The organism is Bradyrhizobium sp. BLXBL-03 (genome assembly GCF_051853015.1).
Lineage (GTDB): Bacteria > Pseudomonadota > Alphaproteobacteria > Rhizobiales > Xanthobacteraceae > Bradyrhizobium > Bradyrhizobium manausense.
In genome coordinates this window covers 5,662,213-5,678,121 of sequence record NZ_CP182470.1, presented here as the reverse complement: position 1 = coordinate 5,678,121, position 15,909 = coordinate 5,662,213, and the positions used below count along the sequence as shown (strand labels likewise).

Sequence of the window (15,909 nt, the reverse complement as noted above, 5' to 3'; positions counted from 1 at the left end):
GAACAATGACGCGGAATTTCTTGCTGGGGCTGGTTGCGGCAGGTCTCTTGTTTTCGGGAGCCTCGCGGGCGACGCAGTTGATCACCGAAGAGGAGGCCAAGCTGCCGCCACCGAAGGCCGCGGTCGCGGCCGACCGGCGCGGCATCCTGCGCGGCCCCAAGGTGGAGTTCGTATCGCCCGGAGAGTCCGTCGCCTCTCCCTTGAAGCTGCACCTGAAATTCGAGTCGTTCGGCGGCGCCAAGATCGATCCGGAATCGGTCAAGGTGATCTTCCTCCGCACGCCGAACGTCGATCTGACGCCCCGCATCAAGCCGTTCGTCCAGGCCGACGGCATCAACATTCAGGACGCGGAATTGCCGCCCGGCGATTACACCATGCGGGTCGACATCAAGGACAGTGACGGGCGGCCCGGCACGGCCATCTTCACCCTCAAGGTCGCACCCAAGTGATGTGTCCCTACTGCCAGGCCGAGAATGCCGATCGCGCGCTGGTCTGTGCGTCCTGTTCGCGCGACATTGCCGTGCCCGCGACACTGATTGCCGAGCGCGACGATCTCCTGCGCAAGCGCGACCAGCTGCGCGATGAGCTGGCGCGCGCCAGAGACGAGATCGAGACCATCATGCGGCGCAGGACGTCGCGCTGACGATGGAGTGTCCATTCTGCGCCGAGACCATCAAGGACGAGGCCATCGCGTGCAAGCACTGCTCGCGCGATCTGCGCGTGGTGCGGCCGACGCTGCTCGAGATCGACGACATCGTTGCCGAGCTGGACAGGTTGAGGCGCGATCTCGATCGCGTCAATGTCCGCCTCGAGCGCTACAAGAATCCGTTGCGCTATTACGGGACGCATGCCGTTCTCTACGTCGTCATTCCGTCCGTCCTGCTCACGCTCGCGCATGTTCTAATCACCATCACCTTCAATCTGTCGCCAATTCCGCTCCGCATCGCCTCGATCGTCATCCCGCTGCTGTTCGGGTTCGCAGCCTATCCCCTGCATCGGGTCTCGACATGGGGGGCGTTCGTGCTGGCGCTGCTGCTCGCCAGCGTCAGCATCCAGGCGATGCTGACGGTGACCGGATTTCACGACGATGTTCCGATCCTGCCGACGGTGTGGGTCGAGTGGCGCGAAGTGTTCGAATACGGCGCGAGCATCCTGCTCGCCTTCGTGTCCGGAAACATATTGGGGGTCGTGATCTTTCAGGTCTTGCCGCGCGTCCTGGGCCAGGGCGGCAAGCCCAATGCGTTCGCCTTCAGGATGGCGCGCCTGCTCGGGCAGCATGTCGGCGAGGAACAGCTCCGCCGCCGCGCCCGCCTGATTCAGGACCTGATGCAGACCATCGGCCCGCTGGCCGGCGTCGCCGCGACCGCCGTGGGCTCGATCTATGCCGGCCTGAAGGGCTTGCTCGGATAGTTATTGCTGGTTGCTGCGCGCCCGCGCTGCAGCTTCGTCACCGAGGAGACAGGTCTCGGCGATGAGACCAGCTATAAGCACGGCAGTCCGGATTGATCATCGCTGTCCCAGAAATGCATTGAGCGGTATTTGCGCTTCGTACTGGCGCGCCTTTTCCAGGAGAACATCTCGCAATTGTCCATCCGGCAGAAGCTGCGCCTGCGCGCGGGCTTCGCGCGCAGCCTCGGCGAGCCTTTCGCTCAACGTCTTCTCCTGCCGTATTCTTCGTCGGACCTGGCTCATTTGTTCCGTAACGCAGGGCAGGCCCTTGCGTTCCCCTGTCAGGGGCGGTTTTGTATGAGCGCAAAGCAGCGCGCCGCGATCTCGCGGAGGGCACGGGATCGGTCCCGTCGCTGCTCTGACCGTCTCATCGTGACGTCGCGATAGAATCCAACCCGTCAGTTGTCCACAGCCACGATACGCAGTGGCGGTCTCTGGATCCGACCTACCAGCCATCGATAATTTGCCAACGCGCGGTCACGTTGCTTTGATCGCGGCATGAGCACCAAATCACGTGAGGTCATCTGGAGCGGCCGCATCATGGGGGCGGAGATTTCCGCCAAGCATGCGCGGGAGCAAGCGAAGAAGGCGGTACGCGAGGCCGATCGTGCCGAGGCCGAAGCCTGGTCGGTGCGCATGGAAGGTTACGGCGGTCCCGCGCAGCCCTCGCCGACCATCGGGCAGTGCCTCAACGGCGGCCTCTCCTGGCTCGAGGTTGAGTGCGTCAGGTGCAAGTCGCGCGCGAGCCTGCCGCTCGATGCGATCCGCCGTCCCCGCGATACGCCGATCTGGAAGCTGGAGGCCTCGCTGAAGTGCCGCTCATGTCGCAAGGGCCGGTCCGCGCCGCCCGTCCACATGATCAAGCTGACGGAAACGCGAAGCATCACGCCGTACAAATGGGTGCATCCGACCGAGGAGCGGTAGGATGACGCAGGACATCCATCCCCGAATGCGGGCCTTATCTGTATAGCAGGGATGCGAGGCACATGATGAGCATCGCAGTGCTGAGTGCAATCGTCACGAGGGCCCGCTCTGCCTTGCTGGATAAATCGTCTTCTGGCATTGCGCGCCCCACTGCGATGGCGCTGGGTCAACCTAACAAATATCAAGTTGTTCCTCCGCGGTCTCATTTAAATGATCGCCCGGCTCCAACGAAGCTCTGAACCCGGATGCCGCACCATGGCGGTGCGTGCAACGCTCATGCAGCCCCCGAGGAGACCTCAATCTGACCCGAGCGATTGGCTACGATCTACCGGTGATGCGATAGACTCGTGCGCTACCTTCCACGCCGCGCAGTGGCGCATCGAATTCCTCGACGTCGTGTCCCGTCAGCAGCTGGCGAACACCAGGCGCCGTGTAGAGCGCTTCGGTCAGACAGATTTCACCGGCATCCGCGAACGACTGCACCCGCGCCGCTATGTTCACCGTTTGGCCGAAATAGTCGAGATTTTCATTGAGGGTCACCGCGATGGAGGGCCCGCAATGTGCGCCCATTTTGAGGACAATGGCGGGCTGGTCTCGCTCGAAGTTGAACTGGCCGATTCCTTGCAACATTTGGAGCGCCGCTGCGACTGCGTCTGCCGGCCGGGAGAACGCAGCCATGACGGCATCTCCGATGGTCTTCACGATAGCACCAGCATGCCGTTGGGCGACGGCGTCGAGCAGAGCGAAATGTTCCCTGACCAGTGCATAGGCGTTGAGATCTCCGAGATGCTCGTAAAGAGCGGTCGAGCCCTTCAGGTCGGTGAACAGGAGGGTCACCTGCCGGACGCCGAGGCCTTCCTCCTCGTCCACCCGCTCGGAGCGGAAGAGCTTGCGGAAAGTCTGCCGCGTCAGCAGCATGCCGCCAGACACGTAGGGGTCAAACTCGAGTGTCGGCTTCTCTGGCATAGCTACGATCTCAGGTGGCCAGTTAATCAAGAGCACCGAGCCGCGCTTCGTGCCCGTATTGCTGATCTCGAAGACGGCACGTCCCGACGGCACAGCCGACACAGCGGATGTGAAGCGTTGCCCATCGTAGGTGATGCGAATGACTGTCGGATTGCTGGGCGGGGGTGCCGAGGAGTCCACGACTGAAAGTGCAAAGCCGGCCTGCGTCTGGACGTTAACGCCTGAGAGGGCGCCGGGGTTAATCTCGGTCTGCAGGGTCGTGGTCACGCCTGGTGGCAGATATGTCATGCCGCGCACGAGAGTGCGCAGAACATCAACAAATCGAGTTTGTCCGCCGGGCAGCCGCCCGCTGTCAGCAAATTTCAGCTTCCAATGCAGGTCTTCGATCGAGAGGTTGTCAACGTCGTGCAATGCGAGGCGCCGTACTTGCGGCGAGACGCAGAAAGAAGCTTGGATAAAGTCGTCGAGGTCCGTCTCACCGTCGATATCGCACAGCCCGCAGACGAAATGACTCCGGAGTGCTCGCAGCTTGCCGAAGCTTTCCAGTACCAGGCCGGAATGGGGGCACAGAATGTCCCAATGCAGGTCGACCAGTCCGGCGCGAGCGGCGTGGAGGAACAGGTCGATCGCTTCCGGCTCAGCCACACCGCGATCTCGAGCGAACGCCAAGGGGTTGGCGCGGAAGATGCTGACCTCGTCGCCGCTACGGATCAGGGTTTCAAACTTGGAAATGACCCGCGGGCTCCAGGCCCTGGCCTGCTCGATCTGGGTCATCTTGCTTTCGAGAAGCCGTTCGTCAATGGATGTCATCGACAGCTCCTGATGGTGCCGATCCAGCAAAAAATATCAATCTCGCAGCGCGGGCGATCCGGCTGGCGATCCAAGCATAACACAACGGCGATACGTTGCCGTGCACCAATCGGGTCGGACAGGGCCGTCTTCGTCGCTAGAGCATGATCCGGAAAAGTGCGAAGCGGTTTTCCCTCGCGACATCAGCGGAACGCGTTTGCGCGGAGATCATGCTCAAACAAAGAGCTAAAGCGCGATGACGAATTCAACCCAATCTCAGCGGGCTTTGGTCCGGCGCGAGCTTCGATCTTCCAAGCACATAGTCCGGATTGAACTCCGCAATGGATTCCAGCTCTGCACGCTCCAGCAATTCCAGCGTTTGGCTTTGCCAGTCGATCAAGCGCCGACGTCGCAGTTCCTGGATTGTGCGATTGACGTGCACGGTCGAAAGGCCGCAAGCATCGGCAAAGTCAGCTTGTGTGAATGGCAAGTTCATTCTGCCACCGGTTGCCAAGCCGACCTGCTGCAGTCGCGTCGCAAGTTCGCAGAGTAAATGGGCAACGCGCGGAAGGGCAGCGCGTGCTCCGAGGTTCTCAACCCAGTTTCGATAAATTGCCGCCTGGATAACGGTCTCTCCCCAGAGGGCGTAACCGAGCGCGGGGAAGTCCTCTAAGACCTGCCTCAGCACAACGTGGCTGACGGTGGCGATCGTCGACGGGCCCGTGCTGCACAGGTCGTGATCCATGGTCGGCACATGCAAACCGTGAAGATCCGGGATGTCGCCGGGCACGTAAAAGGCCGATATTTGATTTCGGTCTGAAATGACCCGTTGCCGCGACAGGAAGCCGGTCATCAATACGGTGCAGCAGGAGGCGCGATCACCCTGATGCACGACAATGTCTCCGTCGGCCAGATTGCGCACGGCGTACGGCAAACCGACCAGCGCTTTCTGCTCGCCATTCGACAGCCTGCTGACTGCAAGCAAACGTTCAATGAGCTTTTGGTGCGGCATTGGCAGCGCTCCCGCGTTGCGGATGCAGGCGGGAGCACGCTCGGTCTCTCAGCCACCGACGCCTACGGCAGAGCCTCGGCCGGTGATGCCGGTAAACTAGCACAAGGCGGATTGTTTCAAAGAGGACTTTCGACGGCTGCAAGGACAGCGGGGAAGCGCTCAGCTTACTCATTTGGGTAAGAATACGCCGGACGCTCAAGTCGCTCCTGGGTCAAAGGGCCAGAAGCAGGCCAGGCTAAAGCATGATGCGGAAAAGCGCGCAGCGGTTTTCCGGAAAGATCATGCTCAAACAATAACCTAAAGCGCGATGACGATTCATCCTGATCTCATCGCGCTTTAGACGGACCCAAAAGCTGGCATCAGCCTTCGGGACCGACAATTCCGAAAATCCCAAGGCGCGGTTCGAACCTATATTTCCAACATTCTAGAAATACCGTTGACGGCAGGTCCGGGCGGGAGCATGATGCGCGTCATGAAGATCGACGATGCAGCGGCGCGCTTGGAAGCTTTGGGTAACCGGACCCGGCTGCAGATTTATCGTGCCCTGGTTCGGGCCGGACACTCCGGCATGCCTGTCGGCCGCTTGCAGGACAGGCTGAAGATCCCGGCATCGACGCTGTCCCACCACATCAAGTCTCTGGTTGCGGTCGGGCTCGTCAGCCAGATCAGGGAATCCACGACCCTCGTTTGTCACGCGAACTTCGACGCGATGCGCGGGCTGGTGGACTTCCTGGCGGCGGAGTGCTGTGCGGACGAAATCGGATGCGGAGGCTCTCAATCGGCGGCCTGATTTTTTTGATCGGTTGTTCGATGATTCTAGAATGATGGGACTAACGAAATGAGCGAAGCGAAGACGATTGCGATCATCGGGGCCGGGCCAGTCGGCCTCGCGGCGGCCGCGCACGTGCTGGAGCGCGGCATGTCGCCGATCGTTTTGGAAGCCGGGCCGGAGGCGGGACATGCCATCCGCCAGTGGCAACACGTCCAGCTGTTTTCGCCATGGGAATACAATGTCGACAAGGCCGCGGCGCGTCTGCTCGCGCCGACGGGCTGGAATTCGCCTGACCCCCAGGCTTATCCGACCGGCGGCGAACTGCTTGAGGGATATCTCAAGCCGCTCGTCACGCGGACGCCATTGCGCGAGGTGATCCGCACCTCGAGCCAGGTCTCGGCCGTCAGCCGCGTCGGCTTCGACAAGGCGAAGACGAAGGGCAGGGAGCAGGCGCCTTTCGAAATCCGCTACCAGAACGGCAACGGGCCGGAGGTTCTGCGCGCTGATGCCGTGATCGATACCTCAGGCACATGGTTCTCTCCCAATCCGGCCGGCAGCAACGGCCTGCCGGCGATCGGCGAGGCGGAGTGCGCCAGCCGCGTTGCCTATGGCATGCCCGACGTGCGAGGTATCAATCGTTCCAGATATGCCGGCAAGAAAGTTGCAGTGCTCGGTGCCGGCCACTCCGCGGTCGGCACGCTGATCGATCTTGCTCGACTCGCCGAGGAGGTGCCGGAAACGCAGCCTGTCTGGCTGTTGCGCGGCGCTGACCCGGCAAAGGCCTTCGGCGGCGGTCGCAACGACAAGCTTGCCGCGCGCGGCGAGCTTGGCAGTGCCTTTGCCGCGCTCGTGACGTCAGGAAAGATCAGGGTCGAGACCGAGTTCGGCGTCACGCATCTCTCGGAGTCCGAGGGCCGCCTGAAGGTCTCGGCCGGCTCCGGCTCCGGCTCCGGCTGCGCTGCGCGAAGCGTGGTCGTGGACGAGCTGATCGTATCGACCGGCTTCCGTCCCGACTTTTCGTTTCTGTCCGAGCTGCGCCTGCGGCTCGATCCGGCCATCGAGGCGCCGGTCGCACTGGCGCCGCTCATCGATCCCAACGAGCACAGCTGCGGCACCGTGCGCCCGCATGGCGCGCGCGAGCTCTCCCATGATGAGCCGGGCTTCTACCTCGCCGGCATGAAGTCCTATGGCCGCGCGCCGACCTTCCTGATGATGACCGGCTATGAGCAGGTGCGCTCGATTGCGGCCGACATCGCCGGCGACAAGAAGGCCGCGGCGAGAGTCGAGCTTGTGCTGCCGGAAACCGGTGTCTGCACCCGCGGCGGCGTCGAGACGACGAGTGCCGCGGGATGCTGCGGCGGGCCGGCGAAGCAAGAGGCGTCGGCCTGCTGTGCCGCCGATGAAACGGCAAAGAAGGCCGGCGCATCCGGTTGTGGTTGCGCATGAGCCGTGCCGGTTGGGACGCCGTCGTCTTGGTCGTAAGAGGGGGAAGCTATTCATAGTCTGAGCGGTCGGTCTTTGATCGCGGTCATGTGCATCGGCCAGGTCGGCAATTTGCTGCCGCATGTCACGTTGTCCGCGAATCTGGCGCAGCATCTGATGCCGGCGTGGGGACTCTCCGCCGCCGAAGGTGGATTGATGGCGAGTGGTTATGCCTTCGGCTACATGCTCGCGGTGCCCTTGCTGACAACGTTGACCGACCGCATCGATGCGCGGCTCGTGCTGCTCTGGGGCTCGATCGCCAGCGGACTTGCGACCGTGGCCTTTGGCATCTTCGCACAAGGATTCTGGTCGGGCGCGGCGATCTGGTCCCTCGCAGGACTCGGATTTGCTGGCGCCTACATGCCCGGTTTGAAGGCGTTGACGGACCGGCTGCCAGCCGGCGACACCTCGCGGGCCGTCACGTTGTACACGTCGAGCTTTTCGGTCGGCGTCGGCCTGTCGTTCCTGGCGGCGCAGCTGATCGCGGATCGTTGGGGATGGCGGACCGCCTTTGTGGTGACCGGGCTCGGTCCCGTCGCGATGGTCGTGGCGTGCCTTTTTTTGCTGCGGGAGCAGCAACCCGCCCCGAAGGCAGGGCGATTGCTCAACTTCGTGCCCGTCTTCGCCAACCGCGAGGCGCTCGGTTACATCTTCGGCTACGGCGCGCATTGTTTCGAGCTCTACGTCATCCGCACCTGGCTGGTTGGCTTCTGGACCTTCGTCGTTGCGCGTCAAAGCGCGCCCTCGTGGTTGACGCCCGTGCTGCTGAGCTTTTGCTTTGCTGTGATCTCGATGCCGGCCAGCATCCTCGGCAACGAGGCCGCATTGAAATTCGGACGACATCGCGCCATCACGGTCGTGATGCTTGCGTCGGCCTGCGTCGCGATCATCATCGGTTTCAACGCGTCCGCGCCGGCGTGGGTGGTTGCGTTGTTGCTGATGATCTATGGCCTGACGGTCCCGGCGGATTCCGGCGCGTTGACGGCGGGCATGTCCGCTGCGGCCGTATCCGAGCATCGTGGCGCCACGCTGGCCCTGCATTCCACCGTCGGCTTCGGACTCTCTGCCCTCGGTGCCTGGGGGACAGGCGTCGCGCTCGACGCCGCAGGCGGCCCGCAGAGTGCGCGTGGCTGGCTGCTGGTTTTCATCGTTCTTGCGGCTGGAATTCTGCTCGGACCATTGGCGCTGCTGTGGGCGCGAATGGCTCGCTGGGAAAAGCAGCCATCGTGAGCGCGGGTGTTTCGTCGCCGTTTTTGGAATTGATCCCATTTCTTTGAGTCTGAGACACTAAAGCGTAATCCGGAAATGTGCGAAGCGGTTTTCCGAAAAGATCATGCTCAAAGAATAACCTAAGCGCGATGATGATTCATCCCGATCTCATCGCGCTTTAGATACCCAACCTCTCTTTGGCCAACTCGGCCTCTTTGCGGGCCGACGCGATAAGAGGCGCTCGGCGCTGGAGGATATCGCGCGTCAGCGCCGGGCCAGCGTCCTCCGGGCTACCAGCGGCGAAAGGTGGCTTAGGGTCGTATTCGATCAAGAGCTGTATCCGCCTGGCCGTGTCCTCGTCAGCGAGGCGGGCTGCAAGCGTCAGTCCAAAATCGATCCCGGAGGTCACGCCGCCGGCCGTGAGACGATTGCGGTCTTCGACCACGCGCTCTGCCTTGAGCGTGGCGCCCATCAAGGGCAGCAGGTCGCGAACGTACCAATGCGATGTGGCCTGATATCCTCTGAGCAAGCCGGCAGCGGCAAGAACCAACGACCCTGTGCAAACGCTTGTCACATACCGCGCGCGTGCCCCACGCGATTCGACAAAGCCAATGACGTCCGCGTCCTTCATGCAGGCGATGGATCCGCCGAGGCCGCCGGGGACGAACAGGACATCCAGCTCCGCGGGACAGGTGTCAAACGTATCGTTTGCGGACAGAGCGATGCCGACATCCGTTGCAACCGGGTTCTTGTCCTTCCAGACCAGCCTGGTGTCGGCCTGGAGGATCGAAAAGACGGTCTGCGGCCCGACCAGGTCCTGCAGGATCATGCCTGGATAGATCAGCATGCCGATTTTGGGCTTTGGCGGCTGTGATGGCTCCGTCGCGGACACTGCTTGAACAACGGACGACAGAAGAGGTAGCGCACCAAGAGCGACGCCAAACTCACGACGGTTCATGGTTTCCTCCGAGGATTTTCTTGCACGTGCTGGATCGCGTTGGTCATGCAACATGATAGCAACCCATCGATCGTTCCGACATGAAAAAACCCGCAGCGGATTTTTCCGCGCGGGTGTGACGATCTCTCGATCATGCCATTCTGCCAGTGTTTTGCCCGACGTGTCAAAGCGGAAAAATGCGGCGGGCAGGGCGATGCCTCGACCCTGCAAGCTCCTGTTTCGGCGTGACGCCGAAATTGCCGGTCACTTCAATGCCCCCGCTACTGTGCATGGGGTTGTTTTCGCGCGTTTGCCTTGAGGTCGTGGGAACGCCCGCGCCTCAGCGCCGGCCGCGCGGCGCCTCGGCCTTGGCGGGCGCTTCGGTCTGCGGTGCGCAGGTCGCTGCTTGCAACGTCGCTTGCGCCTGCGGCATCAGGCCGGGCTCGGCGGCCAGCGCCTTCATCAGGATCAGGCCTGTCGTGCTGGGAGAGTCGATGATCAGGCGGTCGGCCGCGGTGATCTCTTCGTCCTCGGGCAATGCATCGTGCTGCGCCTGCGTCATCAAATCGAGCTCGATCACCTTCTTGCCGGCCGAGCGGTCGTTGATGGCGTAATAGGCGATCTCGTTGCGGGTGTAGAACGACACCGACGTATAGGCCTGGCTCACCGGCACGGTGAGCTTGATCGGCCCGCCCGAAAGATCATAGCGGCAGATCGCGAGCGCGAAGGCCGGGTCCATGAACGGCATCGGCGAGGTGTTGGGATCGGCCAGCGGCAGCTGGGTCACGCCGTTGAGCTTGGTCATCGGCGTCAGGCGCGAATAGGCGTCCTGCGTTGCGATCCGCGGCAGCGCCAGCACGCTGACGAGATGGACCACGAGGCCCAGCACCACGCCGGCGACAACAGTGAACGCGAGGCGGATCATGAGCAGCCCACCGTGGAGATGCTGGGCATCGGCGCATCGCGCTGGGTGCGCGTCGCAACCCCGACCGGCGTGTCGTAGAGGCGGAACATCAGCGCGTAGCGCTCGATGCCGCCGGTCGGCAGCCAGTTGCCGGCGCGCGAGCGTGCGGCGATGTGGATCTCGAACGAGCCGTCGGAGGCGCGCACGATCTCCTGGCTGGTGAAGCCGTAGCGGGCAAGCGAGTTGGCGACGAGATGGCCCTTGCGATCGTACAGCGTCAGCGTCCAGAACCGCGCCGGCGGGGTCACGCCCGACACGACGACGTCGCAGCGGCCGTCGAGCGCCTTCTTCTTGTCGTCGGTCGTTGCGGTGAAGGCGACGCCGTCGCCGGTGCCGATCGGCAGCTCGCCGTTGCGCACGATGGTGGCGCGGGAATAGGGATCGACGTCGGCGGTGCCGGTGCGCGGACGCGCGGTCCAGGCGCCGATGGTCAGCGCGCCGATCTCGGTGCCGCGCGTCGTCGTCATCCAGGTCGCACCCAAGCCGACCACGGTCGCGAGCAGAAGGGCCGTCAATGTGATCAGGAGCAGCCGCACGGGATCAGATCAGTTCTTGCGCGGGGTGGATGCGCCCGCGTTCTCCTCCGCCGCATAATTCTGCGGGAAGGCAAGCGCGCTCGTCGACGATGTCGGCTTGGCCGGCTTCGTGCTGTCGTCGGCAGCCGATTTGTTCGCGGTCTTGGCCGCGTCGTCGAGCAGCTTCTCGACGCGCACCAGGATGTCGGCGCCGCGCTTGGTCAGCACCGGCGGCGGACCGGGCTTGGTCTCGAGCACCTTCGGTCCTGCATTGGCCTGCGCGTTCGCAATCTGCTGCGGCGGCAGCTTCTGGCCCATGCCGATGCCGGGGATCTCCCTGACCTCGACGCCCTGATGCGCGGCGACCATGATGTCGTGCCAGGTCTGCGCCGGCAGCGAGCCGCCGGTCATGCGGTTGGTCGGCGAGTAGTCGTCATTGCCGTACCAGACTGCGCAGGTGAAATTGCCGGTGTAGCCGACGAACCAGGCGTCGCGATACGCATTCGTCGTGCCGGTCTTGCCGGCGGTCGGAATGCCGTCGAGCGCGGCGCGGCGCGCGGTGCCTTCGCTGACGACATGGCTCATCATGCCGGCCATGTCGGCGGCGATATTGGCGGGAATTGCCTGCTTCGGCTTCGGACCGTCGCGGTCCCAGCGCCAGACCAGATCGCCCGCGCCGGTGCGCACCTCCAGCACCGAATGCGGCGTCACCGACTTGCCGCGGTTCGGGAAGGTCGCATAGGCCACCGCGTGCTCGACCACGGTGACTTCGTCCGAGCCGATCGGCAGCGACGGCGTGTCGGGCAGGGGCGCCTTGATGCCGAAGCGGCGCGCCACCTCGACGATCTTGGCGCGGCCGATCTTGGCCGGGTTCGGCGCCTTCGGCTGCTCCTTCTGGCCGATCGCGATCGACAGCTTCACCGGCACGACGTTGATCGAGCGGGTGATCGCCTGCGTCAGCGTCACCGCGCCGGAATAGGAATGACCATAGTTCTGCGGGCACCAATTGCCGATGCAGACAGGGCCGTCGACCACGACCGAGTTCGGCGTGAAGCCGTTCAGGAGCGCGGTGGTGTAGACGTAAGGCTTGAAGGACGAGCCCGGCTGGCGATAGGCGTCGGTGGCGCGGTTGAACTGGCTCGCGCCGTAATCGCGGCCGCCGACCATGGCGCGGATGCCGCCGTCGAGATCGGCGACCACGGTCGCGGCCTGCGTTGCGTGGTAGTCGCGGCCGAACTGGCGCAGCTGGTTCTCGATCGCGTCTTCCGCCGCCTTCTGCACGTTGGTGTCGATGGCGAGGCGCACGACGAAGACGCGCTCGGTGTAGGATTTCGGGAAGGTGTCGACCAGCTTGCGCATCTCGTCGAAGGCGTAGTCGAGATAATAGTTCGGCGAAGCCTCGTCGCGGCGGTCGACGGCGAAGGCGGGGTTGCGGCGGGCACCGAACACCTGGCCCTCGGTCATGAAGCCGGCATCGACGAGGTTGTCGAGCACGACGTTGGCACGGGCGCGCGCGGCGGGCAGGTTGATGTGGGGCGCGTATTTCGTCGGCGCCTTGAACAGGCCGGCGAGCATCGCCGCCTCGGCAAGCGTCACGTCGCGCGCCGACTTGTTGAAGTAGAAATGCGCAGCGCCGTCGACGCCGAACGTGCCGCCGCCCATATAGGCGCGGTCGAGATAGAGCTTGAGGATCTCGTTCTTGGTCAGGCGCCATTCGAGCCAGACCGCGAGGAAGGCCTCGTTGATCTTGCGCTCGATGGTGCGCTCGTTGCTCAGGAACAGGTTCTTGGCGAGCTGCTGGGTGATCGAGGAGCCGCCCTGGCGGACGCCGCCGGCTTGCGCGTTGGTGACGAGCGCGCGCGCGGTGCCGGCGATGTCGATGCCGAAATGCTCGTAGAAGCGGCGGTCTTCGGTCGCCAGCGTCGCCTTGATCAGGACGTCAGGAAAATCTTCCAGCGGGATCGAATCGTTGTGCTTGATGCCCCGGCTGCCGATCGGGTTGCCGTAGCGGTCGAGGAACGTCACGGCGAGGTCCGACTTCTTCAGCCAGTCCTCGTCCGAGGTCTCGCGGAAGGCAGGGATGGCGAGGATCAGCATCAGCACCATGCCGCCGAGGCCGATGGTTGCGGCTTCCGACAGCGGCTCGATGAACACCCAGCGCTTCCACCGCCCGACATAGAAGCGGTCCATGAAGGTCGAGTAGCGCTCGTAGAGCTCGCGGATGCCCTTCGCCGAGGAGAACAGCGAGGAGTCGATGCGTGCATCGAGGTCCAGGAAGAAGTTCCTGATACGACTCTTCCAGTTGGATGGTGTGTTCTGGACCACCTAGAACCCTTGAGGCTCGGTTCGAAAGCGTTCAAGCACCCGGCCGGGGCGGCATCGAGACGTCTTGCGGGATTGTTGCGGCAAACCCAAGGCGCCCGGTTTCGCGCACCAAAGGGGACTTGCTGTTCTTCTAGCCGAGCGGGGCCTATAAACCAATGGTCAGGCTCGCAATTTTGAACAACAGGCCTAATTGCACCCCGGTTCAATACGGGCCCCGCAAGGGTGTTCCTTGCAGTCTCACAGCCGCGCGCCCTAGATGGCGCTCGCCCTAGCTCTTTGGATCAGTATCAGGCGCATGACCGCAGCACGCAAACCACCTTCGGACCAGGATGGATTCTTCTGGAAAACCAAGAAGATGGAGGAGATGTCGACGGCCGAATGGGAGAGCCTGTGCGACGGCTGCGGCCGCTGCTGCCTGAACAAGCTCGAAGACGAGGATACCGGCGAGATCTATTTCACCGATGTCAGCTGCAAGATGCTCGATTCCTGCACGGCCGGCTGCAAGGACTACGCGAATCGCTTCGACTTCGTGCCGGACTGCGTTGTCATGACCCCAGAAAAGGTCCGCACTTTGTCCTGGCTGCCGCCGAGCTGCGGCTACAGGCTGGTCGCGCAAGGCCGCGATCTCTACTGGTGGCACCCGCTGATTTCAGGCGATCCCAATACGGTGCACGAGGCCGGCGTCTCCGTGCGCGGCCGCGTCGCGGGCACCGAGGACGAGATTCCGGACACCGAGCTCGAGCACTATTTGGTGCAATGGCCGGGGCAGGTGCCGAAGCGGGCACGCCTGAAGCGACGCCCCAAGGACTGATCGGCCGGCCCACTCTCATCACGTGTTCGGGATGGCCGCGACGCGGGATGCACCCATGCGCCGCGATGCCTGCCTGAGGAGAAGTTTGCTGTTTAGATTGTTCTGATAGAACGAATCCTTCGCGGCATTGCACCGCAACACGCCCGATCCGACAGTCCGAGATGAACCAGTTCACACGGCAGAGCAGCCAGGCTGCCGATATCCAGACGTTGCCCGACGATATCGCCGAGGAACTGACCCGTCTTCCGGGCGAGGTCATCAGCGTCAGCGACGCGCCCCCGATCTCGCCGCCGGTGCCGCTGACCTCAGATGAGGTTCGCACCATCGTCATCAGCCTGATGCTGACGATGTTCCTGGCCGCCCTCGACCAGACCATCGTCGCGACCGCGCTGCCGACCATCGGGCGCCAGTTCCAGGACGTCTCGAACCTGTCCTGGGTGATCACCGCCTATCTGCTCGCCTCGACCGCGGTTGCGCCGGTATTCGGCACGCTGAGCGACATCTACGGCCGCAAGGCCATGATCATCGTGTCGCTGAGCCTGTTCGTCGCCGGCTCGATCCTGTGCGCGATCGCGCCGAGCATGCCGATGCTGATTCTCGCGCGCGGTCTTCAGGGACTGGGCGGCGGTGGCATCATGCCTGTCGTGCAGACCGTGATCTCCGACGTCGTCTCCCCACGTGAGCGCGGCCAGTACCAGGCCTATTTCTCCAGCGTCTGGATGGTGGGCGGCATTTTGGGCCCCGTCATCGGCGGCGTGTTCGCCGAGCATCTGCACTGGTCGATGATCTTCTGGATCAATCTGCCGCTCGCAGCAGCAGCGCTCGCGCTGCTGCTGCCGAAGATGAAGAAGATCCCGGTGTTCCACCGCAAGCGCAAGGTCGATTGGCTCGGCGGCGTGCTGCTGATGGCCTCCGCTGTCGTCTTCATGCTGGTGCTGACCTGGGGCGGCACGCGCTATAAGTGGTTGTCGCCGACCGTGCTGTCGATGGTGGGCGGTGCAATCGCGCTCGCGTTCACCTTCGTCTGGCACGCGCGCCGCGCCGACGAGCCGTTCCTGCCGTTGCCGTTGCTGAGCGGATCGGTTGCGCCCTTTGCGCTGACCGCAGGCGGCTGCGGCCTCGGCGCCATCACCGGCCTCACCGTGCAGTTGCCGCTTTATTACGAGTCGGTCTATCACCTCAGCGCCAGCGAGGCCGGCCTTGCACTGATCCCGCTCGCTGCGGTCTCGACCGTCGGTGCGGCGGTCGCCGGTCGCACCATGGCGCGCGCCAAGCACTACAAGCGCGTCGCCATCATCGGCACGTCGTGGGCTGCGATCTGCGCACTCGGCCTCACGCTGACGACCTTGCCTTTGTGGGGCCTCTTGACGCTGATGGCTGCGTTCGCGCTCGGCCTCGGCACGACGTTTCCGGTCTGCGTGGTCTCGCTGCAAAACTCCGTCGCCCGTCCGCTGGTCGGCACCATCACCGGCGCGATGAATTTCTTCCGCTCGCTGATGTCGTCCTTCACGGTCGCAGCTTTCGCCGCCATCCTGCTGATCGCGCTCGGCGCCGACATTCCGCTGGCCGGCGAGCATCACGCCGCAGGCAGCATCCCGGCGATCCCGGCCGACGACATGCGGCATGCGTTCCGCTACGTCTTCGCCGCTGCGACCGCGCTGATGGCCACCGCCTCGCTCTGCCTGATCCTGATGGAGGAGCGGCCGCTGGCCGGTCCCTCCAAGGCGCAACCAGTGGAGATGGCGGAGTAGGCG

16 protein-coding genes are annotated in these 15,909 nt (G+C 63.6%); 9 read left to right on the top strand and 7 right to left on the bottom strand.

Features of this window, described 5'->3' with window-relative positions:
- The first annotated feature begins 5 nt into the window (after positions 1-5).
- From ACNJX9_RS27315 to ACNJX9_RS27305, 3 genes are read left to right on the top strand one after another with little or no spacing between them, the layout of a single operon-like run.
- Entirely contained in the window at positions 6-449 is a 444-nt protein-coding gene (locus ACNJX9_RS27315) for a hypothetical protein (RefSeq protein ID WP_439405108.1), read from the top strand.
- On the top strand, positions 449-643 hold the full coding sequence (locus tag ACNJX9_RS27310; RefSeq protein ID WP_057753052.1) for a hypothetical protein: 195 nt from the start codon (positions 449-451) through the stop codon (positions 641-643). Before ACNJX9_RS27315 ends, ACNJX9_RS27310 begins: the two co-directional genes overlap by 1 nt.
- Before the next feature lie 2 nt (positions 644-645).
- Complete coding sequence (locus ACNJX9_RS27305; protein ID WP_057753053.1) at positions 646-1,410, top strand: hypothetical protein; 765 nt, start codon at positions 646-648, stop codon at positions 1,408-1,410.
- Between the two features lie 96 nt (positions 1,411-1,506).
- On the opposite strand, the gene ACNJX9_RS27300 is transcribed toward ACNJX9_RS27305, so the two are convergent.
- Positions 1,507-1,653, bottom strand: coding sequence for a hypothetical protein (locus tag ACNJX9_RS27300; RefSeq protein ID WP_245317157.1), 147 nt, complete (start codon positions 1,651-1,653; stop codon positions 1,507-1,509).
- 294 nt (positions 1,654-1,947) lie between these two features.
- Here ACNJX9_RS27300 and ACNJX9_RS27295 point away from each other — a divergent pair, with 294 nt between their 5' ends.
- Entirely contained in the window at positions 1,948-2,373 is a 426-nt protein-coding gene (locus ACNJX9_RS27295; protein ID WP_083514509.1) for a hypothetical protein, read from the top strand.
- Between the two features lie 318 nt (positions 2,374-2,691).
- On the opposite strand, the gene ACNJX9_RS27290 is transcribed toward ACNJX9_RS27295, so the two are convergent.
- Together ACNJX9_RS27290 and ACNJX9_RS27285 are read right to left on the bottom strand one after the other, a co-directional pair.
- Entirely contained in the window at positions 2,692-4,149 is a 1,458-nt protein-coding gene (locus ACNJX9_RS27290) for an adenylate/guanylate cyclase domain-containing protein (protein ID WP_057753109.1), read from the bottom strand.
- A gap of 244 nt (positions 4,150-4,393) precedes the next feature.
- Positions 4,394-5,140, bottom strand: coding sequence for a Crp/Fnr family transcriptional regulator (locus ACNJX9_RS27285; protein WP_057753055.1), 747 nt, complete (start codon positions 5,138-5,140; stop codon positions 4,394-4,396).
- A 472-nt stretch (positions 5,141-5,612) separates the two neighbouring features.
- Between ACNJX9_RS27285 and ACNJX9_RS27280 the strand changes: the two genes are divergently transcribed.
- From ACNJX9_RS27280 to ACNJX9_RS27270, 3 genes are all read left to right on the top strand, one after another.
- Positions 5,613-5,930, top strand: a complete 318-nt coding sequence (locus ACNJX9_RS27280) for an ArsR/SmtB family transcription factor (protein WP_057753110.1) — start codon at positions 5,613-5,615, stop codon at positions 5,928-5,930.
- A 48-nt stretch (positions 5,931-5,978) separates the two neighbouring features.
- Positions 5,979-7,358, top strand: a complete 1,380-nt coding sequence (locus ACNJX9_RS27275) for an NAD(P)-binding domain-containing protein (protein WP_439405104.1) — start codon at positions 5,979-5,981, stop codon at positions 7,356-7,358.
- Between the two features lie 84 nt (positions 7,359-7,442).
- Positions 7,443-8,624 (top strand): MFS transporter, encoded by a 1,182-nt coding sequence (locus ACNJX9_RS27270; RefSeq protein ID WP_439405103.1) that lies wholly within the window; start codon positions 7,443-7,445, stop codon positions 8,622-8,624.
- 157 nt (positions 8,625-8,781) lie between these two features.
- Here ACNJX9_RS27270 and ACNJX9_RS27265 read toward each other — a convergent pair whose 3' ends face one another.
- The 4 genes from ACNJX9_RS27265 to ACNJX9_RS27250 all read right to left on the bottom strand — a co-directional run bounded on the left by ACNJX9_RS27265 (position 8,782) and on the right by ACNJX9_RS27250 (position 13,344).
- Positions 8,782-9,561: a DJ-1/PfpI family protein gene (locus ACNJX9_RS27265; protein WP_439405101.1), complete on the bottom strand. Its 780-nt coding sequence runs from the start codon at positions 9,559-9,561 to the stop codon at positions 8,782-8,784.
- A 319-nt stretch (positions 9,562-9,880) separates the two neighbouring features.
- A complete protein-coding gene (locus ACNJX9_RS27260; RefSeq protein ID WP_439405100.1) occupies positions 9,881-10,465 on the bottom strand; it encodes a DUF1254 domain-containing protein in 585 nt (194 codons plus the stop codon).
- Entirely contained in the window at positions 10,462-11,040 is a 579-nt protein-coding gene (locus ACNJX9_RS27255; RefSeq protein ID WP_057753060.1) for a DUF1214 domain-containing protein, read from the bottom strand. The genes ACNJX9_RS27260 and ACNJX9_RS27255 overlap by 4 nt, the downstream gene beginning before the upstream one ends.
- A 9-nt stretch (positions 11,041-11,049) precedes the next feature.
- The gene (locus ACNJX9_RS27250) at positions 11,050-13,344 is read right to left on the bottom strand and encodes a transglycosylase domain-containing protein (protein ID WP_439405098.1); all 2,295 of its coding nucleotides are present in this window, start codon (positions 13,342-13,344) and stop codon (positions 11,050-11,052) included.
- Positions 13,345-13,639: 295 nt separating this feature from the next.
- Between ACNJX9_RS27250 and ACNJX9_RS27245 the strand changes: the two genes are divergently transcribed.
- The gene (locus tag ACNJX9_RS27245) at positions 13,640-14,155 is read left to right on the top strand and encodes a YcgN family cysteine cluster protein (RefSeq protein WP_271602249.1); all 516 of its coding nucleotides are present in this window, start codon (positions 13,640-13,642) and stop codon (positions 14,153-14,155) included.
- Positions 14,156-14,316: 161 nt separating this feature from the next.
- Complete coding sequence (locus ACNJX9_RS27240; protein WP_439405097.1) at positions 14,317-15,906, top strand: MDR family MFS transporter; 1,590 nt, start codon at positions 14,317-14,319, stop codon at positions 15,904-15,906.
- Positions 15,907-15,909: the final 3 nt, after the last annotated feature.